The organism is Mycobacterium sp. AT1, from assembly GCF_002043095.1.
GTDB lineage: Bacteria > Actinomycetota > Actinomycetes > Mycobacteriales > Mycobacteriaceae > Mycobacterium.
In genome coordinates, this window is sequence record NZ_MVOC01000048.1 from 1 (window position 1) to 23,941 (window position 23,941).

General features: G+C 67.6%; 23 protein-coding genes and 1 riboswitch. Of the genes, 13 read left to right on the forward strand and 10 right to left on the reverse strand.

Going from position 1 to position 23,941, the window contains the following annotated elements:
* Positions 1 to 379: 379 nt before the first annotated feature.
* Complete coding sequence (locus B1790_RS21500) at positions 380 to 1,285, forward strand: cytochrome c oxidase assembly protein (RefSeq protein ID WP_142271442.1); 906 nt, start codon at positions 380 to 382, stop codon at positions 1,283 to 1,285.
* Here the strand turns inward: B1790_RS21500 and B1790_RS21505 are convergent.
* From B1790_RS21505 to glnX, 3 genes are read right to left on the reverse strand one after another with little or no spacing between them, the layout of a single operon-like run.
* Positions 1,282 to 3,531: a serine/threonine-protein kinase PknG gene (locus B1790_RS21505; RefSeq protein WP_079925291.1), complete on the reverse strand. Its 2,250-nt coding sequence runs from the start codon at positions 3,529 to 3,531 to the stop codon at positions 1,282 to 1,284. The genes B1790_RS21500 and B1790_RS21505 overlap by 4 nt on opposite strands.
* Positions 3,528 to 4,499 (reverse strand): glutamate ABC transporter substrate-binding protein, encoded by a 972-nt coding sequence (locus B1790_RS21510; RefSeq protein ID WP_079925292.1) that lies wholly within the window; start codon positions 4,497 to 4,499, stop codon positions 3,528 to 3,530. The genes B1790_RS21505 and B1790_RS21510 overlap by 4 nt, the downstream gene beginning before the upstream one ends.
* Positions 4,496 to 5,815, reverse strand: a complete 1,320-nt coding sequence (gene glnX / locus B1790_RS21515) for a protein kinase G-activating protein GlnX (protein WP_079925293.1) — start codon at positions 5,813 to 5,815, stop codon at positions 4,496 to 4,498. Before glnX ends, B1790_RS21510 begins: the two co-directional genes overlap by 4 nt.
* A gap of 133 nt (positions 5,816 to 5,948) precedes the next feature.
* Between glnX and B1790_RS21520 the strand changes: the two genes are divergently transcribed.
* Complete coding sequence (locus B1790_RS21520) at positions 5,949 to 6,446, forward strand: NUDIX hydrolase (protein ID WP_079925294.1); 498 nt, start codon at positions 5,949 to 5,951, stop codon at positions 6,444 to 6,446.
* On the opposite strand, the gene thiE is transcribed toward B1790_RS21520, so the two are convergent.
* Positions 6,430 to 7,095, reverse strand: a complete 666-nt coding sequence (thiE, locus tag B1790_RS21525) for a thiamine phosphate synthase (RefSeq protein WP_079925295.1) — start codon at positions 7,093 to 7,095, stop codon at positions 6,430 to 6,432. The two genes, B1790_RS21520 and thiE, sit on opposite strands and share 17 nt — an antisense overlap.
* Before the next feature lie 33 nt (positions 7,096 to 7,128).
* A riboswitch (TPP riboswitch) is annotated at positions 7,129 to 7,239 on the forward strand.
* Here thiE and thiO point away from each other — a divergent pair.
* The 5 genes from thiO (at position 7,232) to B1790_RS21550 (ending at position 10,480) form a co-directional block, all read left to right on the forward strand.
* Positions 7,232 to 8,239 carry a glycine oxidase ThiO gene (gene thiO, locus B1790_RS21530; RefSeq protein WP_079925296.1) on the forward strand — a complete coding sequence of 336 codons (1,008 nt, stop codon included), beginning with the start codon at positions 7,232 to 7,234 and terminating at the stop codon, positions 8,237 to 8,239. Its footprint overlaps the riboswitch before it by 8 nt.
* Positions 8,236 to 8,433: a sulfur carrier protein ThiS gene (gene thiS, locus B1790_RS21535; RefSeq protein WP_079925297.1), complete on the forward strand. Its 198-nt coding sequence runs from the start codon at positions 8,236 to 8,238 to the stop codon at positions 8,431 to 8,433. Before thiO ends, thiS begins: the two co-directional genes overlap by 4 nt.
* A gap of 10 nt (positions 8,434 to 8,443) precedes the next feature.
* Positions 8,444 to 9,202, forward strand: a complete 759-nt coding sequence (locus B1790_RS21540) for a thiazole synthase (RefSeq protein WP_079925463.1) — start codon at positions 8,444 to 8,446, stop codon at positions 9,200 to 9,202.
* A gap of 5 nt (positions 9,203 to 9,207) precedes the next feature.
* On the forward strand, positions 9,208 to 9,978 hold the full coding sequence (locus B1790_RS21545; RefSeq protein ID WP_255407296.1) for an SGNH/GDSL hydrolase family protein: 771 nt from the start codon (positions 9,208 to 9,210) through the stop codon (positions 9,976 to 9,978).
* Between the two features lie 10 nt (positions 9,979 to 9,988).
* Positions 9,989 to 10,480 (forward strand): MarR family winged helix-turn-helix transcriptional regulator, encoded by a 492-nt coding sequence (locus tag B1790_RS21550; RefSeq protein WP_079925299.1) that lies wholly within the window; start codon positions 9,989 to 9,991, stop codon positions 10,478 to 10,480.
* A gap of 16 nt (positions 10,481 to 10,496) precedes the next feature.
* On the opposite strand, the gene B1790_RS21555 is transcribed toward B1790_RS21550, so the two are convergent.
* Positions 10,497 to 11,243 carry an SDR family oxidoreductase gene (locus B1790_RS21555; protein ID WP_079925300.1) on the reverse strand — a complete coding sequence of 249 codons (747 nt, stop codon included), beginning with the start codon at positions 11,241 to 11,243 and terminating at the stop codon, positions 10,497 to 10,499.
* 117 nt (positions 11,244 to 11,360) lie between these two features.
* Between B1790_RS21555 and B1790_RS21560 the strand changes: the two genes are divergently transcribed.
* The 3 genes from B1790_RS21560 to B1790_RS34390 all read left to right on the forward strand — a co-directional run bounded on the left by B1790_RS21560 (position 11,361) and on the right by B1790_RS34390 (position 14,740).
* Positions 11,361 to 12,848, forward strand: a complete 1,488-nt coding sequence (locus B1790_RS21560; protein WP_079925301.1) for a M28 family metallopeptidase — start codon at positions 11,361 to 11,363, stop codon at positions 12,846 to 12,848.
* 26 nt (positions 12,849 to 12,874) lie between these two features.
* Positions 12,875 to 14,281: a M28 family peptidase gene (locus B1790_RS21565; RefSeq protein ID WP_079925464.1), complete on the forward strand. Its 1,407-nt coding sequence runs from the start codon at positions 12,875 to 12,877 to the stop codon at positions 14,279 to 14,281.
* A gap of 72 nt (positions 14,282 to 14,353) precedes the next feature.
* Positions 14,354 to 14,740, forward strand: a complete 387-nt coding sequence (locus tag B1790_RS34390) for a hypothetical protein (RefSeq protein ID WP_142271443.1) — start codon at positions 14,354 to 14,356, stop codon at positions 14,738 to 14,740.
* On the opposite strand, the gene B1790_RS21575 is transcribed toward B1790_RS34390, so the two are convergent.
* Genes B1790_RS21575 through B1790_RS21590 form a run of 4 tightly spaced genes read right to left on the reverse strand, consistent with a single transcriptional unit; the run spans position 14,682 to position 18,963 of the window.
* Positions 14,682 to 15,875 carry an SRPBCC family protein gene (locus B1790_RS21575; RefSeq protein ID WP_079925303.1) on the reverse strand — a complete coding sequence of 398 codons (1,194 nt, stop codon included), beginning with the start codon at positions 15,873 to 15,875 and terminating at the stop codon, positions 14,682 to 14,684. The two genes, B1790_RS34390 and B1790_RS21575, sit on opposite strands and share 59 nt — an antisense overlap.
* A 45-nt stretch (positions 15,876 to 15,920) precedes the next feature.
* Positions 15,921 to 16,802: an ABC transporter permease gene (locus B1790_RS21580; protein ID WP_079925304.1), complete on the reverse strand. Its 882-nt coding sequence runs from the start codon at positions 16,800 to 16,802 to the stop codon at positions 15,921 to 15,923.
* Positions 16,799 to 17,752 (reverse strand): ABC transporter permease, encoded by a 954-nt coding sequence (locus B1790_RS21585; protein ID WP_233165250.1) that lies wholly within the window; start codon positions 17,750 to 17,752, stop codon positions 16,799 to 16,801. Before B1790_RS21585 ends, B1790_RS21580 begins: the two co-directional genes overlap by 4 nt.
* Positions 17,710 to 18,963 carry a spermidine/putrescine ABC transporter substrate-binding protein gene (locus B1790_RS21590; RefSeq protein WP_233165251.1) on the reverse strand — a complete coding sequence of 418 codons (1,254 nt, stop codon included), beginning with the start codon at positions 18,961 to 18,963 and terminating at the stop codon, positions 17,710 to 17,712. Before B1790_RS21590 ends, B1790_RS21585 begins: the two co-directional genes overlap by 43 nt.
* Positions 18,964 to 19,053: 90 nt before the next feature.
* Between B1790_RS21590 and B1790_RS21595 the strand changes: the two genes are divergently transcribed.
* Positions 19,054 to 20,430 carry an aspartate aminotransferase family protein gene (locus tag B1790_RS21595; RefSeq protein WP_079925305.1) on the forward strand — a complete coding sequence of 459 codons (1,377 nt, stop codon included), beginning with the start codon at positions 19,054 to 19,056 and terminating at the stop codon, positions 20,428 to 20,430.
* A complete protein-coding gene (locus tag B1790_RS21600; protein WP_079925306.1) occupies positions 20,427 to 21,542 on the forward strand; it encodes an ABC transporter ATP-binding protein in 1,116 nt (371 codons plus the stop codon). The genes B1790_RS21595 and B1790_RS21600 overlap by 4 nt, the downstream gene beginning before the upstream one ends.
* Here the strand turns inward: B1790_RS21600 and B1790_RS21605 are convergent.
* Positions 21,523 to 22,173: a TetR/AcrR family transcriptional regulator gene (locus tag B1790_RS21605; protein WP_079925307.1), complete on the reverse strand. Its 651-nt coding sequence runs from the start codon at positions 22,171 to 22,173 to the stop codon at positions 21,523 to 21,525. The genes B1790_RS21600 and B1790_RS21605 overlap by 20 nt on opposite strands.
* A gap of 117 nt (positions 22,174 to 22,290) precedes the next feature.
* On the opposite strand from B1790_RS21605, the gene B1790_RS21610 reads away from it, so the two are divergent.
* Entirely contained in the window at positions 22,291 to 23,934 is a 1,644-nt protein-coding gene (locus B1790_RS21610) for an NAD(P)/FAD-dependent oxidoreductase (protein WP_079925308.1), read from the forward strand.
* The last annotated feature ends 7 nt before the right edge of the window (positions 23,935 to 23,941 follow it).

Consider the following 23,941-nt stretch of genomic DNA (forward strand, 5'->3'; position numbering starts at 1 on the left):
CAGGTGTCGGTGCACCACAGGTCGCGCTCACCGGACCCGTCGGCGGCGGAGGCGGTCGCGAACATGCCGGCCATCGCCGCGACGCGACGGGCGCACGCGGCGGACTCCACCCGCGACCACGACTCGACAGCATCGGCACCGGAAGTGCCGGTCGCCGAGCCCGTCAGCCAATCGAACATGCATTCGATAATATGTGCGACGAGCTACTAAAACCAGGCCGGAGCGGCGGCCCTGTGGATGAATGGCAACCTGTGGACAACCCGCCCGCTAACCGCGCGGAATGTCGGTGGCGCGTGCTAGTTGGTGCCGGATGAATCTGCTGCTGTGAACAATTCAGCGCCACCGGTTAGTTCCCAGGTTGGACACATAGCTTCGGCTGGTGCCGTCGCCCGCCCAGACTCCGCTGACCCTTCGGGTGGCGGTCGAGGCGTGGCAGCTGGACCCCGCCGCACTGCTGCTCATCGTGGCCCTCGGCCTCGGCTATGCCTGGTGTCGGCGCACCGCGCCCGCCGAACGTGCGCCCGTGTACTGCTTTACCGCCGGCCTCGTCACCTGGGGACTCGCCACGTCCAGTGCGATCGCGGTCTACGCGCCCGTGCTGTTCTGGATGCGGGCGCTGCAGGTGCTGACGCTGTTGTTCGTCGTCCCCTTCCTGCTCGCCCTCGGCAGGCCGGTGACCACGCTTCGGAACGTCCTCCCGGAGTCGGGTCGCCGGCGGGTCGACCACGTGCTGGCGTCAAGGGCGTGCCGGGTCGCCGCCTCGCCGCTGTGCACGTCGGCGGCGATGCTCGGCCTGCCGTGGCTGCTGTACCTGACACCGTGGTACGTGGCGTCGATGGGGGGAGCGACCGGCTCGGCGACGCGAATCCTGTTGGTGGTGATCGGCTTCGGCTATTTCTACGCCAGGGTGCAGAGTGACCCCGTGCCGAGGCGTTATCCGCCACTGCTCTCCGTCGGCATCAGCGTCGTCGAATCGCTCGGCGACGGCCTGCTGGGCCTGGTGCTGTGGCTCGGTCCGCTGATCGCGCAGTCTTACTACGCTGGTCTGCAACGCAATTGGGGTCCGAGCGCGAGGACCGACCAGTCCGTCGGCGCGGGCGTCCTCTGGGTCGTCGGCGACATCCTCGGCGTTCCGTTCCTGGCCGTCCTCTTCAAGGGGCTGTCCACGCACGAGAAGCGGCGTGCGCGCGAAGTCGACGCCGAAATCGAAGACCTAGCCGAACCCGAACCCGCCCTCTGGTGGGAAGCCGACCCGCAGCTGAATCAACGCTTCCGGAGAGGTTAGAACGTGCTCATAGGGCGCACGCTGTTGGCGAGATCCACCAGCGCGTAACGGTGTTCCTGCGTCGGCGCGACGCGCGACAGGCCGCGTAGCGACGCCTCGACGCCGAGGCGGAGGCCGTGCTCGGTGAAGGGGAAGCCCAGGATGTGATTGGTGCTCGCCTCGTTGTCGGCCAACCAGTCCATCGCCGTGCCGAGTACCAGGGCGCGAATCTGCAGCACCCGAGGCTCGGTGTCTGGCAGCACTTCCACCCGCCGTGCCGCGTCGCGGATCTGCTGCTCGGTGATCTCGCTGCCCGAGCGGCCGGACAACAGCGTGACGGCACTGGTGAGCCGAGCCGTGGTGAAGTGCCTCGAGGTGGGCGGTACCTGGTCGAGTGTCGTGACGGCGTCGTCGCGTTCGCCGGCGGCGGACTGCGTGCGGGCCAGGCCGAAGCCCGCCGAGATGATGCCGTTGTCGGTGTTCCACACGGTCTTGTAGAACCGTCGCTCGTCGGACGTCCCGCTCAGTTCCGCTGTTGCGGCCAGCGCCAACTTCGGCGCGAGTTCGCCAGGCAGGGTGTCGAGGACCTCGGTGAAGTGCTTGGTGGCGTTTTCATAGTCCGCGGAAAGCAACTCGGCCACGGCGCGGAACCACACCAGGCGCCATTGCCAACCCGTCCGTTCGCCGAGATCTTCGAGTTTGCGGTTGGCCTTTGCCACGTCGCCAAGGTCGAGGAGTGCCCGCACCTCCATGAGTGGAAGCTCGACGGACTCTGAAAGATCAACTCCGCCATCGGAATCCAGCGATCCATAGCGCGCCGCACGTAGCGAGTCAAGAGTTTGGACGGGTTGGCTGAGCACCGTCGCCGACAACACCGCCGCCCCGACGTCGGCGGGGTCAACGAGTGGAACCTGCAGTGCCCTGACGATTTCCTGCGCGGTGAGCTTCTCCGAATGCACCTGACCGTCGAGGTACACGTCGGTGTGGGCGACGAGGAGGTCGACGCCGAACGTCGAACGCGACGGGCTGAACACGGCCGACAGGCCCGGCCGCGGCATCCCAGAGTCTTGGGCGACCACTTCTCGCAGCACGCCGATCAGCTGGCCGGACATCTCCTCCGCGCTGGCGAACCGCCGGCGAGGGTCCGGGTCGATGGCCCGCTGCAACAGTCGACCGAACGAATCATATTTCAGCAGAACGGGATCGCCCTCGGGCAAGCCGTCGTCGTATCGACCGTTGCGAGTGCGCAAGTCCAATGTCAGGGCGGCCAGGGTGCGGCCGACGGTGTAGATGTCGGTGGCCATCGTCGGCCCCGTCTTGACGATTTCGGGAGCCTGGTATCCCGGTGTGCCGTAGAGGAATCCGTACGAGTTCAACCGCGACACCGCGCCGAGGTCGATCAGCTTGAGCTGTTCCTCGGTGACCATGATGTTCTCGGGCTTGAGGTCGTTGTAGACCAGGCCGACGGAGTGCAGGTAACCAAGGGCGGGCAGGATCTCGAGCATGTAGGCAATCGCTTGGGCGACCGGAAGCTTGTGTCCCTTGGCCTGTTTGAGCGACGTCCCGCCGACGTACTCCATCACGATGTATCCGACGGGGTCGCCGTTCTTGTCGTCGTGCTCGACGAAGTTGAAGATCTTCACGATCCCGGGATGGGTGACCTCGGCGAGGAACTGGCGCTCGGCCATCGCGATCGACTGCGCTTCGGCGTCACCCGAGTGGACCAGGCCCTTGAGAACGACCGGCCGGTCGTTGACGTTCTTGTCGAACGCAAGGTAGATCCAGCCGAGACCGCCGTGCGCGATGCATCCCTTGATCTCGTACTGGTCGACCACCATGTCGCCCGGACTCAGCTGTGGCAGAAAGGAGTACGGGCTGCCACAGTGCGGGCACCAGCCCTCGGAGAGCGCCTCGCCGTCGGAGGTCGAGCGACCCACCGGCTTGCCACAGTTCCAGCAGAACCGCTTGACCTCGGCGACGACCGGGTCGGTCATCAACGCTTCCAGCGGATCGCGTTCAGGTACCCGCGGCACCTCCACCAGACCGCCACCGAGCCGCCGGATCGGGGACCACTGCCGCGTCATCATGGTCATCTGTTCGTGTGGATCGGTCTCGACGGTGCCCACCGAGAAGCTGTCGGAATCGTCGAAGTTCGGCCGGAAGACGGCCTGGGTGGCCATCGGCCGCAGCGTCGCCAGCGAGTCGTAGGCCATGGCGTCGGCAGGCTGAGTACCCGGGTAGGCCTCGTCCTCGTCTGGCGCGGTCATTGGGACTCGTACCTCGGCGAGGGTGGCGCGGGTGCCGGGCCGAGCACCGTCAACCACTTGCGGTACAACGTGTTCCACGTCCCATCGCGGCGGATTCGCTCGAGGGTTCCGTTGACGAACCGCACCAGGCCGGTGTTCTCCTTGTTGATCCCGATTCCGTAGGGCTCCTTGGCCATCGACGGTCCGACGATGTGCAGGTACGGGTCCTGGCTCACCAACCCGGCGAGAATGGAGTCATCCGTGCTGACGGCGTCGACCTGACGCTGCTGAAGTGCAACCAGGCAGTCGGCCCACGTCACCACCTCGACGATGACCGGCGGCGGGCTGACCTGCCGGACGCGATCGAGCGACGTGGTCCCCGACACCGCGCACACCCGCTTGCCGGCAAGATCTGAGGCTTGGCTGATCGGCGAGTCGCGGGGCGCCAGGATGCGCTGGGTGGCCGCCAGGTACTCGGTGGAGAAGTTGACCAGTTCCTTGCGCGCACACGTGATGCTCATGGTCTTGACGACGATGTCGACCTGATTGTTCTGCAGCGCCGCGATGCGATCGGCTGACGACAGGATGCGGTACTCGACCTGCGACGGCGTGCCGAAGATGTCCCTGGCCACTTCGCCAGCGACGTCGACGTCGAAGCCGGTGATCTCACCGGTGATGGGGTCGCGGAAGCTGAACAGGTTGCTCCCGATGTCGAGGCCGACGATGAGCCTGCCCCGATTGCGGATGTTGGTGACGGCGTCGTCGGCATCGGCCTTGGAGGTGAACGGACGCAGGCTCGCCGTGCAGTTGTCGCCGTCGTCGTCGGGGTCGGGAGGCAATGCGGGCTCCGGCGCGGCTTCCGTCATGCCAGCGGGCGTCGGAGGGGCCAACGTCACGCTCGGCACGCTGACGACGGGCGCGGTCTGGCTGCACCCGGCGACGGTCGTCACCGCCGCGAGCACCGCCAAGGCCTTCGTCAAAACCTTCATCGGTACTCACTCAACCTCGGCCACAGCCCCAGCGCCACCGCGATCGCCGCGATGATGCTCAGCACCGCCGCGCCGACCGTCGCGCCGGACAGCACCCGGCGGGCGTTGACGATGTCGTTGCGCAGCTGCTGGCGACTCTCGCCGATGCCCTTGGTCAGTGCGGCGTCGAGCTTGTCGAAGGCCGGCGTCGAGTCGTCCTCGCCCGTGCCGAGGGCCACCTGCGTGGCGGCCTGGTAGTTGCCGACCGCGATGTAGGCGTTGATCCGGTCGTCGGCGGCCCGCCAGCGTCTCAGCAGTTGTTCGGCGTCGGCAAGGTCGGCCTTGTCGATGGCGTCGTCGCGCCCCAGGTATCCGGCGAGCTGTTGCTGCATCGTGTCGATGCGCTGGTAGTAGGACTGCTTGCGGACGCCCTCGTCGCCGCGGCGGATCAAGGACAGCGTCTCGTCCGCGCGCGCCTGCTGCGCGGTGATGGCCATGGTGGTGACGGTCTTGAGGGATTCGGCCGCGGTGCTCTTGGCGCTGCGACTGTCGGCGGTCGAGATCGTCAGCGCCGTGCCGACCCACACGATCATGATCAGCACGGCAAGACCCCCGGCGACGAAGCCGACGTTGACGCGTCTGCGGGTGCGCCTTGCCAGCCACCGGTTCGCGAACGCACCGAACATCAGGGTCGCAAGAACCACCAAGATGACCGGGGCGGGGATCCTGGTCGAGGCGGTCGTCTCGGTGTCGACCTGCTTGCTGGTCTCCTCGTACAACCGCTGGGCGTTGGGGAGGATCTGCGTCTGCATGAGCGACGAGGCCTCCGACAGGTACGACGAGCCGACCGGGTTGCCGGCGCGGTTGTTCGTGCGGGCGGTCTCGACGAGGCCGGTGTAGACGGCGAGTTGGGCGTTGACGCGGCCGAGCAGCCGTACCATCTCGTCGTCGGTGAGGCCGCTCGACGCGCGCGTCACCGCGACGGACGCGTCGGTGATGGCCTGTTCGTATCGCTGCCGGACGGCTCGGGGTTCGGCTCCCGAGATGAAGGCGGTCGCGGCGGCGGCGTCGGCGACGGACAGTGTCGTGTAGAGCTGACCTGCCGCGAACGACAGCGGCTCGGTGTGGTCGAGCACGTTGGTCAGCGCCTGCTGGCGGTTGTTGATGGTGGTCGACGTCGCGAAGGCGCACGCGATGACCATCGCGGCGAGGACGAATCCGATCGTGAGGATGCGGCCGGGGGTGGTCCAGAGGAACCACCAGCGTGGGTGCGCTGGTCTGGTTTGCGAGCGCGACGCAAGGGGCTCGGTGGAAGGGTGCGCCAACTCCACGGTCACCTGTGCGTGGACCTCTGCTTTCGGTCTGCTTTCCCGACTCCACAACTGTAAAGGAATTCTAAGAGGAGGGGGCGGGACGCGCGGGACAATCGCCGACACCCATGTTCGTCGTCCCTTCCCTATCCTGGGTGGCGTGCGTGGTGACGGGGACGGTTGGGTCAGTTCGACGGATGGCGCGCACTTCTGGGGCCTGCACGGCGCGGCCGGACTGCTGCTGCGGGCGCCACGCCCCGACGGGCGCGCCGCCGTACTGCTCCAGCATCGTGCGCCGTGGAGCCATCAGGGCGGAACGTGGGGCTTGCCGGGCGGAGCCCGCGACAGCCACGAGACCGTCGAGCAGGCCGCCGTCCGCGAAGCGCATGAGGAGGCCGGCCTGTCACCAGACCAGCTGGTGGTGCGGCTCGAGGTCGTGACGTTCGAGCCGGAGGGCGTGTCCTGGACCTACACGACGGTCATCGCCGACGCGCCAGAGCCGTTGCATACGGTGCCCAACCGGGAGAGCTCGGAGCTGCGCTGGGTCCCGGAGGACGAAGTTGCCGACATGCCGCTGCATCCCGGCTTCGCCGCCAGCTGGGAGCGGCTGCGCACCGAGTCGGCGTCGCTCCCGTTCGAGGTCACCCCAGAGCGTTGAGCAAGGTTCTGGCCGCCGCGGCGGGATCATCGGCGGCGGTGATGGCGCGCACCACCACGATCCGACGGGCTCCCGCGGCGAGCACCTCGGGCACCCGGTCCAGGTCGATCCCGCCGATGGCGAACCACGGCATCTCACCGTCCAGTGCGGCGGCCGTCCGTACCAGGTCGAGTCCTGGTGCCGTGCGTCCTGGTTTGGTCGGGGTCGGCCAGCAGGGGCCGACGCAGAAGTAGTCGACGGCCTCCCTGGTGGCGGCGCCGGCCTGCTCGGCGTCATGGGTGGACCGCCCGATCAGTGGCTCCGGACCGATGACGTCCCTGGCGACGGAGAGCGGCAGGTCGTCCTGGCCGAGGTGCAGGATGTCGGCCCCGGCGGCGCGTGCGACGTCGGCTCGGTCGTTGACGGAGAACAGCGCGCCGTGGCGGCGCGCCGCATCGGCGAGCACCTCGAGGGCGGCGAGCTCGCCGCGCGCCTCCAGCGGGCCGAACTGTTTCTCACCCGCCGAGCCCTTGTCGCGGAGCTGGATGACGTCGACGCCACCCGCAAGAGCGGCGTCGGCGAACTCGGCGAGATCGCCGCGCTCCCGCCTGGCGTCGGTGCACAGATAGAGCCGGGCGGTCGCGAGTCGCTGACGACGATCGAAGGACATACCGCGAACGTTAGCGATTGGTGGGTACCCTTGAACACGCGACGCGGGAGTCCCGAGATCGGGGGCTGAGAGTGGGTGCGTTCACCCTTACCGTCACACCTGATCCGGGTCATGCCGGCGTAGGAAGGATGGAACCGTGCGTAGGCACTCATTGGCCGTCATCGGTGGCGGCGTCATCGGATTGTCGGTTGCCCGCCGCGCGGCCCTCGACGGTTGGACCGTGCGGGTGCACCGGGACGACGTGCGCGGCGCCTCCTGGGTGGGCGGCGGCATGATCGCCCCACTCGGCGAGGGCTGGCCTGGTGAAGAGCGGCTACTGCAGATCGGGCTCGCCTCGTTGGCGATGTGGCACGACGACTTCCTGGACGGGCTGCCCTCCGACGTCGTCACCGCCAGGCAGTCGCTGGTGGTCGCCGTCGACCGCGCCGATGCGGCGGATTTGGCCACGATCGGGGAATGGCTTGGCGCCCAAGGGCATCCGGTGACGACGACCAGATCCGCGCGTGATCTCGAACCGCTTTTGGCGTCGGGCATCCGGCACGGGTTCGTCGCCGACACCGAACTGGCGGTGGACAACCGGGCGCTGCTGACCGCGTTGGCGGAACAGTGCGAAACTCTCGGGGTGACGTGGGCGGGTCCGGCGCAGTCGTTGGACGAAGTGCGTGACGCCGACGTCGCGGTGATCGCCAATGGCGTCGACGCGCCGTCGTTGTGGCCCGGTCTGCCGATCCGACCGGTCAAGGGCGAGGTTCTGCGACTTCGGTGGCGACGTGGTTGTATGCCGTTGCCGCAGAGAGTTATTCGAGCCAGGGTGCACGGTAGGCAGGTGTACCTGGTGCCGCGCGCCGACGGCGTTGTGGTGGGGGCGACGCAGTACGAGCACGGCAGGGACACCGCACCCACGGTGGCCGGCGTCCGCGAACTCCTGGACGACGCGTGCGAGGTCATGCCGGCGCTTGGCGAGTACGAGCTGGCCGAGTGTGCGGCCGGCTTGCGCCCGATGACCCCCGACAACCTGCCGTTGGTCGCCAGGCTGGACGACCGCACGCTCGTCGCCGCGGGCCACGGCCGCTCTGGTTTCCTGCTGGCTCCGTGGACCGCCGCCACGATCGCGGCCGAGTTGAAAGTTGGTGTGCCCGCATGAAGATTGAGGTCAACGACGAATTCGTCGACGTCGACGACGGGATGAGTGTCGCCGATCTGTTGGCGACGCTTGGCATTCCTGAGAAGGGCATCGCGGTCGCGGTCGACTGGACGGTGGTTCCGCGGTCGGACTGGAGCCGCGGACTCGCCGACGGTGCGAAGGTGAAAGTGGTGACGGCGGTGCAGGGTGGTTGAGTCGAAGCTGGTGGCGGAATCCAAGCTGACCATCGCGGGCCGTAGCTTCGGCTCGCGGCTGATTCTCGGCACTGGCGGGGCCGCCAACCTCGCAGTGCTCGAGGATGCGCTCGTCGCCTCTGGGACCGAGCTGACAACGGTGGCGATGCGCCGGGTGGACGCCGAAGGGGGCACCGGGGTGCTCGACCTGCTGAACCGGTTGGGCATCACCCCGTTGCCCAACACCGCCGGTTGTCGAGGGGCGGCCGAAGCGGTGTTGACGGCCCAGCTGGCCCGCGAAGCGCTTGGCACCGAGTGGGTCAAGCTCGAGGTCATCGCCGACGAGCGGACACTGCTGCCCGACGGCATCGAATTGGTCAGGGCCGCAGAGCAACTGGTCGACGACGGCTTCGTAGTGCTGGCCTACACCAATGACGACCCGGTGCTGGCGCGACGGCTCGAAGACATCGGGTGTGCGGCGGTGATGCCGCTGGGGTCGCCGATCGGGACGGGCCTCGGCATCGCGAATCCCCACAACATCGAGATGATCGTCGAGCGGGCGAACGTGCCCGTCGTCCTCGACGCGGGGATCGGCACCGCAAGCGACGCCGCGCAGGCGATGGAACTCGGATGCGACGCGGTGCTTTTGGCGACCGCCGTCACCAGGGCCGCCGACCCACCCATGATGGCGGCGGCGATGGCGTCTGCGGTCACGGCGGGCCGGCTCGCGCGCCAGGCCGGTCGAATACCGAAGCGGTTCTGGGCGCAAGCGTCGAGCCCCGCCAACTGATGCCGGTGGGCAACCGCTACGTGGCGCTCGGGTCGTCGATGGCGGCGGGCCCGGGGATCAAGCCGAAGGCGGCGGGCGCGCCCATGGGTTCGGGCCGGTCGGCGGTCAACTACCCGCACCTCGTCGCGGCGCGGCTGTCCTACGATCTCGTCGACGTGACGTTCTCGGGCGCCACCACGGCCAATGTGCTTTCCGAGCGTCAACGCGGCGCGCCGCCGCAGATCGAGGCGCTCGACGGCACCGAGAGTCTGGTGACCATCACCATCGGCGGCAACGACGCAGGTTACGTCCCCCTGCTCTACGCCGCGGGCCTACCGCGCTGGACCCGGTCTCTTCCTGTTCTGGGTCGGATCGTCCGCGGTCAACTAGACGGCGGCGCGCGTGATGCGGCGCTGGCCGCGGTCGGGAACTCGCTGACGGCCGTCGGCGCGGAGGTGCGGCGCCGTGCACCGTCGGCTCGGGTTCTGTTCGTCGACTACCTGACTCTGTTGCCGCCGAAGGGGATTCCCGCACCTCCGCTGTCAGAGGAAGACGCCGAGACGGGTCGTCGAATCGCCGACGCTCTGGAGCGCCTCACCGCGGAGGCCGCCGCGGCGACGGGCTGCGAACTGGTGCGGGCAGCCGCCGCGAGCCGTGACCATCACCCGTGGTCGGCCGATCCGTGGACGACGAGGTTCGGGGTTCCGCTGCCGGGGCGGGCGGCTCCGCTGCACCCCAACGCCGCCGGAATGCGCGCGGTGGCCGATCTGATTTGCGTGAAGTATCACCGATCGTGATGATGGCGGGATGACCGTGTGGTTGTCGCCGTCGCAAGGGCGAACGTGGTTGAACTACATGAGCGTCTACCACCGGTTGGAATACGAGATGAACCGGCACCTGCAGGCCGAGTGCGGACTCTCGCTCGCCGACTACACGGTGATGAACGCGCTCTCCGCCGCGCAGGGGCGCCGGACGAGGCTCTCCCAGTTGGCAATCACCATCGGCTGGGAGCGCAGCCGGCTGTCGCATCACCTGCAGCGGATGGCGAGCCGCGGCCTGGTCGACCGGGTGCAGTCCGAAACCGACGGCCGGGCGACCGACGCCGTGCTGACCGACGCCGGGCTCAAGACGTTGCGGGTGGCGGCGCCAAAGCACGTCGCCTGGGTGCGCACGTTGTTCTTCTCCGACCTCCACGACGACCAGGTCGAGGAGATGGGTGATCTCCTCGACCTGGTCTATCGAACGATCCTGCGCGAAGGCACGCTGCCGACGCCCGAGTGGCCCCCCGCGCCTGAGTGACTCGCGTCTGGACGACTTAGGTCTGCACCTCGCCGCCGTCGACGAACATCTCGCTGCCCGTCATGAAGCTGCTGGCAGGCGAGGCGAGGAACACCACCGCCGCGCCGATCTCGTTGGGCTGCCCGATGCGTCCGAGCGTCACGTCGGCGGTCAGATTCTTCAGCAGTTCCTTCTCGCCGCCGGCCGGGGCGAGGCCGACGAGTCCCGGGGTCTCCACCGGACCGGGCACCAGGGTGTTGACCCGGATGCCGCGCGGTGCCAGCTCGGCGGCCCAGGTGCGACCGAACGAGCGGACGGCGGCCTTGGACGCGGCGTAGACGCCGAAGGAGGGGATGCCCCGTGACGCCGACGTCGAGCCCGACAGGATGACCGAGGCGCCGTCGTTCAGCAGGGGCAGCACCTTCTGCACGGTGAACATCGTGCCGGCGACGTTGCGGTTGAAGGTGTCGAGGTAGTGCTCGACGGTCACCTCTTCGAGGGTGGCGAACTCGCCGCCGCCCGCGTTGGTGAACACCGCGTCGAGACCGCCGCCGTGGGCGGTGATCGCGTCGACGATGGCGTCCAGCTGGGCCGGGTCGCTGACGTCGCTGCGGATGCCGGTTGCCGACGACCCGATCGACGCCACCGCCGCGTCGATGGTGTCTTGATTGCGACCGGTCAGGAAGACATGTGCTCCCGCCTCGGCCAGCGCAACTGCGGACGCGAGGCCGATGCCTGCGGTGCCGCCGGTGACGAGGGCGTTCTTCCCGTCCATTGATCCCATGTCTGCTCCTCCTGGGGTGCCTCGGTGTAGGTTCGAGGGTGCGCGCATTTGCGTGACATGTCAATCAACTGGCATGGCGTCGGAGGTATTCCGCCAAGCGTGACTAACGTTGGGGCGATGCGGCGGAGATCACGGACGGTAGGGGCTGCCTTGACGGCGGCGGTGTTGGCGGCGGGTGTCGCCGGATGTGGCAAGGAGGCCGCCGAGCCGGCGGCGACCTCGCCGTCTGACTTCGCGATCGCACTGAAGGACCGCGTCTCGACCGACGCGATGATGGCGCACCTCAAGAAGCTGCAGGACATCGCCGATGCCAACGGCGGGAACCGGGCGCTCGGCTCACCCGGTTACGACGCCAGCGTCGACTACGTCGTCCAGACGTTGCGGGACAAGGGCTTCGACGTGCAGACCGATGACTTCGAGGTCCGCATTCCGTTCGCCGACGAACCCGTCGTGACCGTCGGCGGACAACGGATCAAGGCCGCACCACTCATGTACACGGCCGGCACGCCGAAGGGCGGGGTCGCGGGACGCCTGGTGCCCGCCCGCACCGGGCCACGGCCGGGATGCAAGGCGTCGGACTATGACGGGCTCGACGTCGCGGGTGCCGTCGTCCTCGTCGACCGCGGCGCGTGTCCGTTCGGTGACAAACAGGTCGTCGCCGCCGAACGTGGCGCGGTCGCCGTAATCGTGGCGAACAACGAGGGCGGAGACGACATCGGTGGCGGCACCCTGGGGGAGGGCACCGAGGTGAAGATCCCCGCCGTCAGCATCTCCAAGGATGACGGAGCGCGCCTGCGCGACGAACCCGCCGAGACGACGATCGCCGTCAACGCGGGCGTTCGCGTCGACCACACCCGCAACGTGATCGCGCAGACCAAGACAGGGGCGACCGACAACGTCGTCATGGCGGGCGCCCATCTCGACAGCGTGCGAGAGGGGCCCGGCATCAACGACAACGGGTCCGGTGTGGCCGCCGTACTGGAAACCGCTGTGCAACTTGGTAGTTCGCCCGACATCAAGAACGCCGTGCGATTCGGGTTCTGGGCGGCCGAGGAGGAGGGCCTGGTCGGGTCCACCGAGTACGTCAAGACCCTCGACGTCGAGGCGCTCAAGGACATCGCGCTCTACCTCAACTTCGACATGCTGGCCTCACCGAACCCCGGATACTTCACCTACGACGGCGATCAGTCGGCGCCACCCACTCCCGACGTGCCGCGGGTCCCCGAGGGATCGGCGGGCATCGAACGCCTGTTGTCCGCCTATCTGAATGACGCGGGTAAGGAACCGCGCGACACCAGCTTCGACGGGCGCTCCGACTACGACGGCTTCACGCAGGCGGGCATCCCGGCGGGTGGGCTGTTCTCCGGCGCGGAGGACAAGATGACTGCCGACGAAGCAAAGCTCTGGGGCGGTGCGGCCGATCAACCGTTCGACCCGAACTATCACGAGAGTTCGGACACCTACGCCCATCTCGACCGCACCGCGCTCGACATTCAGGGCAAGGGCGTCGCATACGCCATCGGCGTCTACGCCAAGGACGACGGCGGGCGCAACGGCGTCCCCGCCCGCGACGACCGCACCCGTCACGTGGTGTCGGAGTCGTGAAGTCGGTACTGATCGCGGCATGCCTGATGTTGGTGGCCGGCTGCTCGTCGCAGACATCACCCCCTGCACCCGCGGCTCTCTCCGCCCGCGAGCTCGCTGACAAGGTGACCGCCGACGGCATGTACGCACACCTCGAGAAGCTGTCGGACATCGCCGCCGCCAACGGCAACAGCAGGGCCGACGGGACGCCCGGCTTCGACGCGAGCGTCGACTACGTTGCCAAGATGCTGCGCGACAAGGGTTTCGACGTCGAAACGCCGGAGTTCGACCGGCTCGCGATGTCGTCACCGGGGCGGCCGTCCCTCGTCGTCTCGGGCCGTAGCTTCTCGGTAACCCAGGCGTCGCCGTTGGTGACCACTGCGCCGGGCGGACTCAGTGCCGTCACCCTGCGGCCGGAGAAGTCGTCCGGCTGTACCGCTGCCGCATACGGGTCGGTCAACGTTCGCGGTGCACTCGCGATCGTCGACGACAAGGACTGCTCGGTGGTCGACAAGCAGAACGCGGCCGTTGGCCGGGGAGCGGTCGGCGTGCTCGTCGTGAGCGATCCCGACGAAAATGGCAGTCCGGCAGGCTTGTTCACGCCGGGGTACTACCAGCAGCTCACGTCGCCGGTCGCGGTGATCGACGAGACCGCCGACGCGGCGCTGCGCCGCACCACCGCGGACGTTCGGCTCACCCTCAACGCCAAGAACGCGGTCGTGAAGTCGCGAAGCGTGGTGGCGCAGACCAAGACCGGTGATCCGCACAACGTCGTCGTGGCGGGAGCGCATCTCGACTCGGCGCTGGACAGTCCGGGCCTCAACGACAACGGGTCTGGTGTCGCCGCGGTACTGGAAACCGCAGTGCAACTGGGTGGTTCGCCGACGGTCACCAACGCCGTGCGGTTCGTCTTCTGGGGCGCCCAGCAAACCGGACTTCAGGGTTCGACCAAGTACGTGGCGGGCCTTGGCGACGCCGGGTTGAACGACGTCGCAATGTATCTCGACTTCGACCTGCTCGGTTCCACCAATGCGGGCTACTTCACCCTCGACGGCGACCAGTCGGGCCAACCCAACCCCGACGTCCCGGCCGCGCGGGTGCCCGCCGGATCGGCCGGGGTCGAACGGACGCTGGCCGGATACCTCAACCTCGCCGGGGTGCGGCCAGCCGATCTCCCGCTGGGTCTGGCCAGCGACTACAGCGCGTTCCTGCGCGCCGGAATACCCATCGGCGGCATCACCACCGGCTCATCGCAGCGCAAGACCGCGACGCAAGCCAGGCTGTGGGGTGGCCGCGCCGGGGTAGCCTTCGACCCCAACTATCAACGGCGCAGCGACACCATTGCCAACGTCGACAGGGCCACCCTGACCATCACCGGTCCCGCGGTGGCCTTCGCCGTCGGTACCTACGCGCAGTCGACCGAGGGCCCGAACGGAGTCCCGCCCCGAGGTTGACAGCAGACGGTACGCCCATCCCCAACCGTGTCTCAGCGGATCTCACAGCTGGCGTGCGTAGGAATGTCGTTCGTGACCAAAACTTCTCGACGCCTGAGCGCGACGGTTGGACTGGCGGCTGCGGTCGCCATGGGTGCGCTGACCGTGGCCTGCGGGTCCACCGGCACCACCTCTCCGTCGACCACCGCAACCACCACGACCAGCACCACCCCGACTACCACCAGCACGACACATCGACAACATTCGTCGAGCGGTAGCAACGACGGTGGTGGCGGCGCTCAAGCCCCCGCCACGGTGACCAACACCGAGACCGACACCCAGACGGTGACCCCGACGGTGAGCACGTCCGTCGAGACCGACACCCAGACCTCGACTCAAACCTCGACTCAGACGGTGACGGTCACGCCGACGCGTCAGCAGCGTGACTTCGGCCCTGGTACGAACGGGCAACACGGGTGACGAACTGGTAGACGCCGTCCTCGTCGGGAGCCAGCGGGCCCGGCCTGGCATGCGGTGAGCTCAGACCGCGTTGGACGGACTCGCATGCCGCCCAGTCCTGTCGGTTGGTCAGATCCCAGAAGTCCACGGCATAGGACGGATCGAAACCCTCTTGGGCCGCAACGTCCTTCGGGAAGGCCCACGCGCATTCGACGTGGGTGCGGTCGGCCGCGAGTGGGGTCATCAGGTGCGTCATGACGTAGTCGGGGTGCAGGCTGACGAGGAGGTTCGGGAAGCCGACCAGGTACATCACGGTGCTCAGCTCGTGTTCGGACAGCCCCTTGATCGCCACGCCACCGCTCTTGCCGGTGAACGACATCGTCTCGGCGCCTTCGATCATCGACATCCAGCCGCCCATCCACGAACCCTCGAAGTGCAGGTTCTCCCCGCTGGTGGGCGGGCTGATCTTGGAGAGCTCGGGGTGAATGGTCGAGCAGTGGTAGCACTCCTGGTAGTTCTCGGCGATGACCTTCCAGTTGGTGGCCAGCTCGTAGGAGTGGCGGGCGACGATCACCAGATCCTCGGGCCGGTAGCCGCTCACCACGTCTTCGAGGCCGGCGACGTGGTCGGTGAATTCGACGTCGGTACCGCTGGCGTCGACGAACAACCAGCCGTGCCAGTCGACCAGCCGCAGTTCGGTCAGGCCGAACTCGCCGTGGTTGAAGCTGTCGTCGAATCCCGGTGCGCTGCGCAGACTCCCGTCGAGTCGGTACGACCAGGAGTGGTAGGGGCACACGATGCCGCGCCGCTTCGCAGTGGTGCCGCACGCGAGTAGCTCGTGGCCGCGGTGGCGGCACGTGTTGGCGAAGGCGCGGATCACGCCGTCGTCGCCGCTTACCAACAGCATTCCGTCGGCACCGGAGCCGATGGCCCGCTGCGAACCCGTGCCCGCCATGTCGGCGGCGTGGCCGACGCACTTCCAGCCGGAGAAGACGTTGCGCTGCTCCCACTCGAAGACCGCCGGGTCGACGTACGCCTCGCGGGGCAGCATGCGGGAGGCGCCGAACGGGGCCAGGCTCGCGGCGAGATCGTCGGCCGGAACGGGTGCCGGGTCCGGACGCGAGGAGGAAGAATTGCTCAAGTGCTGTTTGAACATACAGTCAGGATAGTCCGTGGACGCCCCCCGCGCGAGGGGCCGGGCTCAGGCCTCGCCGGCGAACGCGGCGAGACCCCGGTCGGCTCCCGTGGCGTCGCCGCGCGTCATCCGGCGGTACACCAGATACCCGACGACGACGGCGGCCAGCGCGGCAAGGAGCAGCAGGGTGGCCAGCGCGTTGAGCGCAGGCGTCGGAGCGGCTCGCGCGGTGTTGTAGATCTTCACCGAGACCGGTTCGGTCGAGGATCCCGCCGACAGATAGCGCACCAGCACGAAGTCGTCGATGACGTCGGCGAAGACCAGCACGGTGCTCGCGAAGATGGCCGGCATCAGCATCGGCATCGTGACCCGCCACAGTGACCCGAGCGGGGAGGCGCCGAGATCCGTTGCCGCCTCTTCGTATTGCTTGCCGATGGTCGCCAGGCGGGCCCGCACCAGGACCGCGGGATAGGCCACCTGATAGGTCACCAGGCCGACCACCTGTGCCGAGGTGCCGAGGCCGATCGGCAGCGCCAGGTTCGTCATCACGAACAGCAGCGCGACGGCCAGCAGCACCTCGGGGATGACGAAGGAGATCAGCATCAGCACGTTCGCCCCGGACGGCAGCCTGCCGCGCCAGCGGTCGACGCCGATCGCGAAGAGAACGCCGAGCGGAACGGTGACGAGGGTGGCGATCACGCCGAGCTTCAACGTCTGCAGCAGTGCCGTGTGCAGGCTGGCGTCGTGCCAGACCGACCGGGTCGGGTCGCCCCAGTACCACCGGAACGAGAACCCCTGCCAGTTGGTCCGCGACCTGCCGTCGTTGAAGGAGAACATCACGGCGATCAGCACCGGGAGCAGCGACCACACCAGGTAGAAGACGGTGATGGCGGCGAGAATGCGGGGGCGGCGCCAGGGATCGCGAAACCAGCTGACCGGGCCCCTCACGTCCGAACCTCGTCCCCGCGCAACGTGACTCGGACGTAGTAGAACATCGGCAAGACCGTGGCAAGCAGCACCAGCATCACGAAGGCACCGGCCTGACCGGTCTGGCCGGGCGCCTGCACACTGTCGTTGATGAGGTTGCCGACCATGGCGGTCTTCGGCGAGGCGGACAACAAGTCGTTGGTGAAGTAGTCACCGAGCATGGGCAGGCAGGTCAGCAGTACCGCGGCCAGGATCGTCGGCCGGCACAGCGGCAGTGTCACCCGCAGGAACGACGAGACACGGCTCGCGCCGAGGTCGCGGGAGGCCTCCAGCATCGGCTGCGACAGCCGGTCGAGCCCGGCGTAGAGCGGCAGGATCATGTAGGGGACGTAGCCGTAGGCCAGGCCGAGAATCACCACGACGGGCTGGCCGGTGAGCCAGTCCACGGTGACGTCGAAGAGCCCGCCGACGCCCAGCAGCCGGTTGACCAGGCCGTCGTTCTGAAGGAGGTTGACCCACGCCAACATTCGCATCATGTAGCTGATCCAGAAGGGCGCGATCAGCAAGGCGATCAACATGCCCTTGTGCTTGCCGGCCAGGCGGGCGACGAAGTAGGCCACCGGGAAGGCGATCGCCAGGCACAGGACGCTTGCGGCGCCGACGTATCCGACGGTGCGCAGCAGTGCGGGGAAGTAGACCCCGTCGGGGCTGATCCGCGACAGCACGTAGGTGAACTGAGAGGGGTTCCACTGCAACGGGTTCCAGACCGGAACGGCGGTGCGGAACAGCGGGTCGACGCGACCGAAGACGATCGCCAGCACCACGTACAGCGGGGCAAGGAAGAACAGCAGCAGCCAGCCGATGCCGGGGGCGGCCAAGGCGGCCCACAGTCGGGCGTTGGGTTCGCGGGACCGCTGCAGCACCGCTGCTAGGACCCGCCGGCGTTGAACGCGTTCCAGACGTTGTGCCACGCCGCGTCATTGTCCGCGTCCAATTCGAGCAGTCGGTAGCCGGTGTCGAAGTATTCGGGTTTGACGATGGCTGACCGCAGATTCTCGGGGATGAACTCCTCGGCGATCAACGAGTCGGCGGTCAGGGTGTTCTGCGGCGGCTGGTAACCGATTGCGGAGAAGTTCTCCTTCGCGACGGCGGGATCCAGCATGTGGTTGAGGAACAGATGCGCCAGCACGGGGTTCTTGCCACCCTTGAGGGTGACCAGCATGTCGTTGTCGACGAGCCCCTTGCCATCCTGCGGGAACCAGTACTGCAGGACGTCCGTCCCGACCCCCTCGGGCAGATAGGACTGTGCGTTGATGACGTCACCGGACCACATCTGGCACAGTCCGATCTGGCCGGACGGCATGTCGCTGTACATCGTGATCGTGACCTTGGGCGACGTCGCCTTCACCAAGGCGCTGAGCTGTTCGCCGACCATCTTCAGGTCGTCGGCCGACGACGTGTTGACGTCGGTGATGCCTTGCTTCAACAGCACCATCGCCATGGCGGTGTGCCAGTCGTCGATGATGGCCGTCTTGTCCTTGTAGGCGGGGTCCCAGAGTGATTCGTACGGATTCTTCAGTCCACCGATGTCGGCGGGCACTTGGTCGCTGCGCCAACCCATTCCGGTGGTGTAGATCGTGTACGGCACGGTGTACTGCCACCCCTGGTCGTACCAGGGGTTGGTGAAGCTCGGCCACACGTTGGAGATGTTGGGAAGATAGGTGTGGTTCAGCGGGCGCAGCAACCCACCCGTCACCAGCCTGCTCATCTCGGTGTAGTTGGCGTTGTAGATGTCGAAGTCGACTCCGCTGCGGAGTTTGGTGATGGCCTCGTCGCCGTCGTTGAAGGTCGAGACCTCGACCGTGCAGCCGTGTTCGTCCTCGAACGCCTTGATGGCCTGCGGGCTGAGGTAGTCGGCGTAGTTGTAGATCTTGAGGGTGGCGCCCTTTTCCGGCGCCAGCCCGTCCGCGATGGGTTGATTGTCGCTCGCGATGTCCCATTTGACCGGGCTATCCGGTTTGGCGATCGTCAGCGTTGGCCCAGAGGAGGGTGGCGCGGACTTGGAGCAGGCGGCCAGGAAGGCGCCGAGGGTGGGCGCCGCGGCGGCGAAAAGTGCAGCGCGCTGGAGGAATTGGCGACGATTCGGAGCAGGTCGACCGGGTATCGGCATCTCGGCTGGCATCCGGGCCTCCCGCAGTTCGCGTCTTGTCGGTGATAGGACTCTCGCATAGACTGAATACTCAGTCAACCGCTAGCGAAGTGGAGGTGCGCCGTGCCTTCGACGGTGGTGCAGAGCAAGGTGTCCGACGCGGTCGACGATCTCATCGCCGCCGAGGAGCAGGTTTTCCTCCGCCGCCAGCCGCGCAGCTCCGAGATGATCGTCAGGGCACGCGAGCACCTGGCCGGCGGTGCCACGTCCAACTGGCAGATCGCCGAACCGCAGGCCGTCTGGATGAGCCACGGCGAGGGCTCGAAGGTCTACGACGTCGACGGCAACTCCTACGTCGACATGCATGGCGGTTACGGCGCTTCGATTGCGGGACATGCACATCCGGCGATCGTCGCCGCGGTCAGCGATCGGGTTCGGCGGGGCACGCACTTCGCCCAGCCGACCGAGGACGCGATCTGGATCGCCGGCGAGTTGGCCCGCCGGTTTGGCCTTCCGCTGTGGCGGTTCGCCAACTCCGGCACCGAGGCCACCATGGACGCGATCCACCTGGCGCGCGCGCTGACCGGGCGTGACCTCATCATCAAGGTCGAGGGCTGCTATCACGGTCATCACGATTCGGTTCAGGTGTCGGTGCTGCCGGAGGCCGACGAGATCGGTCCCCGCGATCATCCCACCGGCGTGCCAGGGAATTCGGGGATTCCGGCGGCAATTCGGGATCTGGTGGTCGTCGTGCCGTTCAACGACGCCGACGCGGTCGCGAGGGCACTGTCCGAACACCGCGACCGGGTGGCCGCGATGATCCTCGAGCCCATCATGATGAACGCCGGCATCATCACCCCGGACGACGGCTACCTCGCCGCGATTCGGGACCTCGTCCACCAGGCCGGAGCCCTGCTCGTCTTCGACGAGGTGAAGACGGGCTTCACCACCGGGCCGGGCGGCGTGACCGCACTCTCCGGGGTCGTACCCGACATGGTGTGTCTGGCCAAGGCGTTGGGCGGCGGCATCTCGGTGGCGGCGATCGGCGGTACCACCGAGGTGATGTCGGCGATCGCCGACGGCCGCTACGAACAGGTCGGCACCTTCAACGGCAACCCGTTGGCGATGGCCGCGACCAGGGCCACGCTGTCGGAGGTGCTCACCGACGACAACTACCGCCACCTCGACGCGCTTGGCGCGCGCATGCGTCGGGGGCTTGAGGCGACCGTCGCACGGTACGGCTTCGACTGGTACGTCGTGTCGGTCGGAGCCAAGGGGTGCGTGACGTTCTGCGCCGACCCCGTCCGGGAGTTCCGCGACTTCCTGCGGGTGGACGCGCGTCTCGGCCATCTGCACTGGCTCATGCAACACAACGGCGGCGTGTTCCTGCCACCGTGGGGGAAGGTGGAGCAGTGGCTGCTGTCCGTTCAGCACGACGAGGCCGACGTCGACCGGTTCACGACGAACTTCGCGCGTTTGGCTGAGGCAGTAGCGCCGTGACGGGCGGTCACATCGGGCTGCACCAGCTGGCCAAGTCCTTCGACGGTGTTCCCGCCGTGACGGGGATCGACCTCGACATCCCTGCGGGACAGTTCTATTCGCTGCTGGGGGCGTCGGGGTGTGGCAAGACCACGACGTTGCGGATGATTGCCGGTTTCGAGAAACCCGATTCCGGCCGGATCGAACTCGACGGTCGCGACGTCGCGGGCGATCCGCCGCATCGCCGCCCCGTGAATACCGTCTTCCAGACCTATGCCCTCTTCCCCTTCATGTCGGTCGCAGACAACGTGGCGTTCGGCCTGAAGTACCTGAAGACGTCACGGGAGGAGACCAGGCGCCGCGTCGACGAAGCCCTCGACCTGGTGCAGATGGGCAGGTTCGCCAAGCGGCGACCCGCCCAGTTGTCGGGCGGGCAGCAGCAGCGGGTGGCGTTGGCTCGGGCGTTGGTGCTGCGGCCGCGGGTGCTTCTGCTCGACGAGCCGCTCGGGGCGCTGGATGCCAAGCTGCGCAGGCAGTTACAACTCGAGTTGCGCGCGGTGCAGCGCGAGGTCGGCATCACGTTCGTCTACGTCACCCACGATCAAGAGGAAGCGCTCACCATGAGCGACCAGATCGCGGTTCTGGCGGACGGCAGGGTCGAGCAGGTCGGGCCGCCGCAGGAGATCTACTCGTCGCCCGCGACCACGTTCGTCGCCGGATTCCTCGGGGCTGCAAACATCTTCGACGCCGACGTGGTCGACGTCTCCGACACCTCGGCAGTCTGCCTGGCGATCGACACCCGACTCGGTGCGGTGGTCGACCATTCGGTGCCACGGGGCGCGGCTGCCATCGTGATTCGGCCCGAGCGCATCGCGCTTCAGGGCCGCGACGAACCGGTGCCCGCGGGACACAACGCGATCAACGGCACGGTGGCGCAGATCGTGTACCTCGGCGCCCAAACGCAGGTACACGTGGACGTCGGCGCGGCAACGACATTGGTGGTCGAGGTGCCCAACGCCGCCGGTCCGACGTCGGTGACGCATCCGCCCGGATCCGCGGTGGTCTGCGTCTGTTCACACGACGCCGTACGCGTGTTGCACCGCAGCGCGGCGCTCAGCCCTTCTTCGGCTTGATCTTCTTCTTCGCCGGGGGCAGGTCCAGCTCGCGCTCGCAGAAGCGCATGGCGATGGCGTAGGCCACCTCGGAGTCGACCTCGGGATCTTCGAGTGCGACCTGAATCGACAGACCGTCGAGCAACGCGCCGAACTCGAGTGCGAACATCCGGGCGTCGACCTTGCCCCCGACCTCGTCGGAGGCCTCCCCGGACTTGACGGCGTCGACGATCATCCGGCGCCAACGGGCGTCGAGCTCGACCCGGCCCGCCTTGACCTCCTCGTGTCGGAACGCTTGCGCCCACAGGTCGAACCACAACCCCCAGGCACCAGGAATCTCGTTGTCCGCCTGCGGAATCACCGTCCACTTGATCAGCAGCGACAGCCTCTCGCGCATCGAGGTGACCTCGGCGAGCATCTTCTCGGCCGCCTCGTAGAACGACTCCTCGGAGTAGCGAAGTGCGTCGACCAGAAGCCTGTCGCGAGTGCCGAAGTAGTAGATGACGAGCGCTGAGCTGACACCGGCTCGCTTGGCCACGTCGGCGATGCGGGTGTCGCCGAAGCCGCGCTCGCAGATCAAGCTCGCTGCGGCGTCGAGCATTTCGACGCGACGGCCCTCGTTGTTCTCCGTCGCAGGCGCAGGTTCGGCCATGACCCTTCAAATCCCCCTCAGCGTGGCGGCACTGCCTCTTGTCCGCAAGCCTAACACTCGATTAGATTGAACAGTCAGTCAGGACTTCCCGCCGCACGACACGGAAGAAGGTCTCCAGTGACCAATGCGTATGACGCCGTCATCGTCGGCGGTGGGCACAACGGTCTCGTCTCGGCCGCCTATCTGGCCCGCTCCGGCGCGAGGACCCTGGTGCTGGAATCGCGCGGCAGCATCGGTGGGGCCGCAACCACCGAGGCGCCCTGGAAGGACGCCCCCCACCTGCGGGTCACGCGGCTGTCCTACGTGGTGAGCCTGATGCCGCCGACCATCGTCCGCGAGCTCGGCCTTGAGCGGCACGGCTACAAGGTGCACCCCATGGGGCCCTACTACCAAGCGTTCCCCGAGGGCGGCTCGCTGACCATCTTCGAGGACGATCCGGCGCGCACCCACGAGCAGATCGCCAAGTTCTCCAAGCGGGACGCCGACGCATGGCCACGATGGAACGAGTGGCTGGAGGGCATCGCCGAGGTGATGGGGCCGCTGCTCACCCAGGTGCCACCCAACATCGGCTCCCACAAGCCGTCGGACCTGTTCGATCTCGCCAAGCTGGCGTGGAGCCAGAAGGGCATCACCACCCGGATGACCGCGGACGTCACGCGGCTGCTGACGATGAGCATCGCCGACCTGCTCGACGACTGGTTCGAGTCCCCTCAGATCAAGGGAGCGCTCGCCGTCAACGGCGTGATCGGCACCTGGGCCGGCCCGTACGAGCCGGGCACGGCGTACGTGATGGCACACCACTCGATCGGCGACGTCGGTGACGGGCAGCTCGGAAGCTGGGGCTACCCCGAGGGTGGCATGGGCGGGGTGTCGGAAGCCATCGCCCGCTCGGCGCGCGCCTTCGGGGCCGAGATCCGCACCAACGCAAGGGTGTCCACGCTGAAGGTGCGCGGCGGCAAGGTCGAGGGAGTCGTCCTCGAGAACGGCGAGGAGATCACCGCGCCGCTGGTCGTGACGACGCTGCACCCGCGTACCGCCTTCCTCGACCAGATCCCGCGCCACGAGCTGCCCGACGACTTCGTCCGCGACATCGAGCACTGGAAGACCCGCAGCGGCGTCGTGAAGATCAACCTGGCCCTCGCCGAGCTGCCCAACTTCACCGCCGACCCGAGCTCGGGCATCGCCGAGCACCACACCGGCTCGGTGGAGATGGCTCCGACGATGGAGTTCATCGAGGCGGCCTTCCAGGACGCCCGCGTCGGCAAGCCGGCATGGGCGCCCTTCAGCGACGGCGTCATCCCGACGACCTTGGACAAGACGCTCAATCCCGATGGCACGCACATCATGTCGCTGTTCACCCAGTGGGTGCCCGCGGAGTGGGCCGACGCCCCGCACGCGCACGAACTCGACGCCTACGCCGACCGGATGATCGATCTGTACGACCAGGTGGCGCCCGGTTTTGCGTCCTCGATCCTGCATCGCGACGTCGTCGGGCCGCACGAGATGGAGCAGGAGTACGGGTTGATCGGCGGCAACATCTTCCACGGCGAACTCTCGCTCGAGCAGCTGTTCCACATGCGGCCCGCGCCTGGCTTCGCCGACTACCGCACACCCATCGCCGGGCTCTACAACGGCAGCTCGGCAACGCACGCCGGCGGCGGCGTGTGCGGCATCCCGGGCTGGCAAGCCGCCAAGGCCGCACTGGCGGACAAGAAGCGGGCCAACGGCCGGTTGCGCTCCGTCCTGAGTCGCTCGTCCTAGGTCTGCG

What these genes read in the sequence shown, in the direction of transcription:
- B1790_RS21590 (WP_233165251.1), bottom strand. Translation starts at nt 18,963, where the DNA reads ATGCCAGCCGAGATGCCGATACCCGGTCGACCTGCTCCGAATCGTCGC.
- thiE (WP_079925295.1), bottom strand. Translation starts at nt 7,095, where the DNA reads ATGTCCTTCGATCGTCGTCAGCGACTCGCGACCGCCCGGCTCTATCTG.
- B1790_RS21560 (WP_079925301.1), top strand. Translation starts at nt 11,361, where the DNA reads ATGCGGCGGAGATCACGGACGGTAGGGGCTGCCTTGACGGCGGCGGTG.
- B1790_RS21505 (WP_079925291.1), bottom strand. Translation starts at nt 3,531, where the DNA reads ATGACCGCGCCAGACGAGGACGAGGCCTACCCGGGTACTCAGCCTGCC.
- B1790_RS21510 (WP_079925292.1), bottom strand. Translation starts at nt 4,499, where the DNA reads ATGAAGGTTTTGACGAAGGCCTTGGCGGTGCTCGCGGCGGTGACGACC.
- B1790_RS21555 (WP_079925300.1), bottom strand. Translation starts at nt 11,243, where the DNA reads ATGGGATCAATGGACGGGAAGAACGCCCTCGTCACCGGCGGCACCGCA.
- thiS (WP_079925297.1), top strand. Translation starts at nt 8,236, where the DNA reads ATGAAGATTGAGGTCAACGACGAATTCGTCGACGTCGACGACGGGATG.
- B1790_RS21575 (WP_079925303.1), bottom strand. Translation starts at nt 15,875, where the DNA reads ATGTTCAAACAGCACTTGAGCAATTCTTCCTCCTCGCGTCCGGACCCG.
- B1790_RS21605 (WP_079925307.1), bottom strand. Translation starts at nt 22,173, where the DNA reads ATGGCCGAACCTGCGCCTGCGACGGAGAACAACGAGGGCCGTCGCGTC.
- B1790_RS21550 (WP_079925299.1), top strand. Translation starts at nt 9,989, where the DNA reads ATGACCGTGTGGTTGTCGCCGTCGCAAGGGCGAACGTGGTTGAACTAC.
- B1790_RS21565 (WP_079925464.1), top strand. Translation starts at nt 12,875, where the DNA reads ATGTTGGTGGCCGGCTGCTCGTCGCAGACATCACCCCCTGCACCCGCG.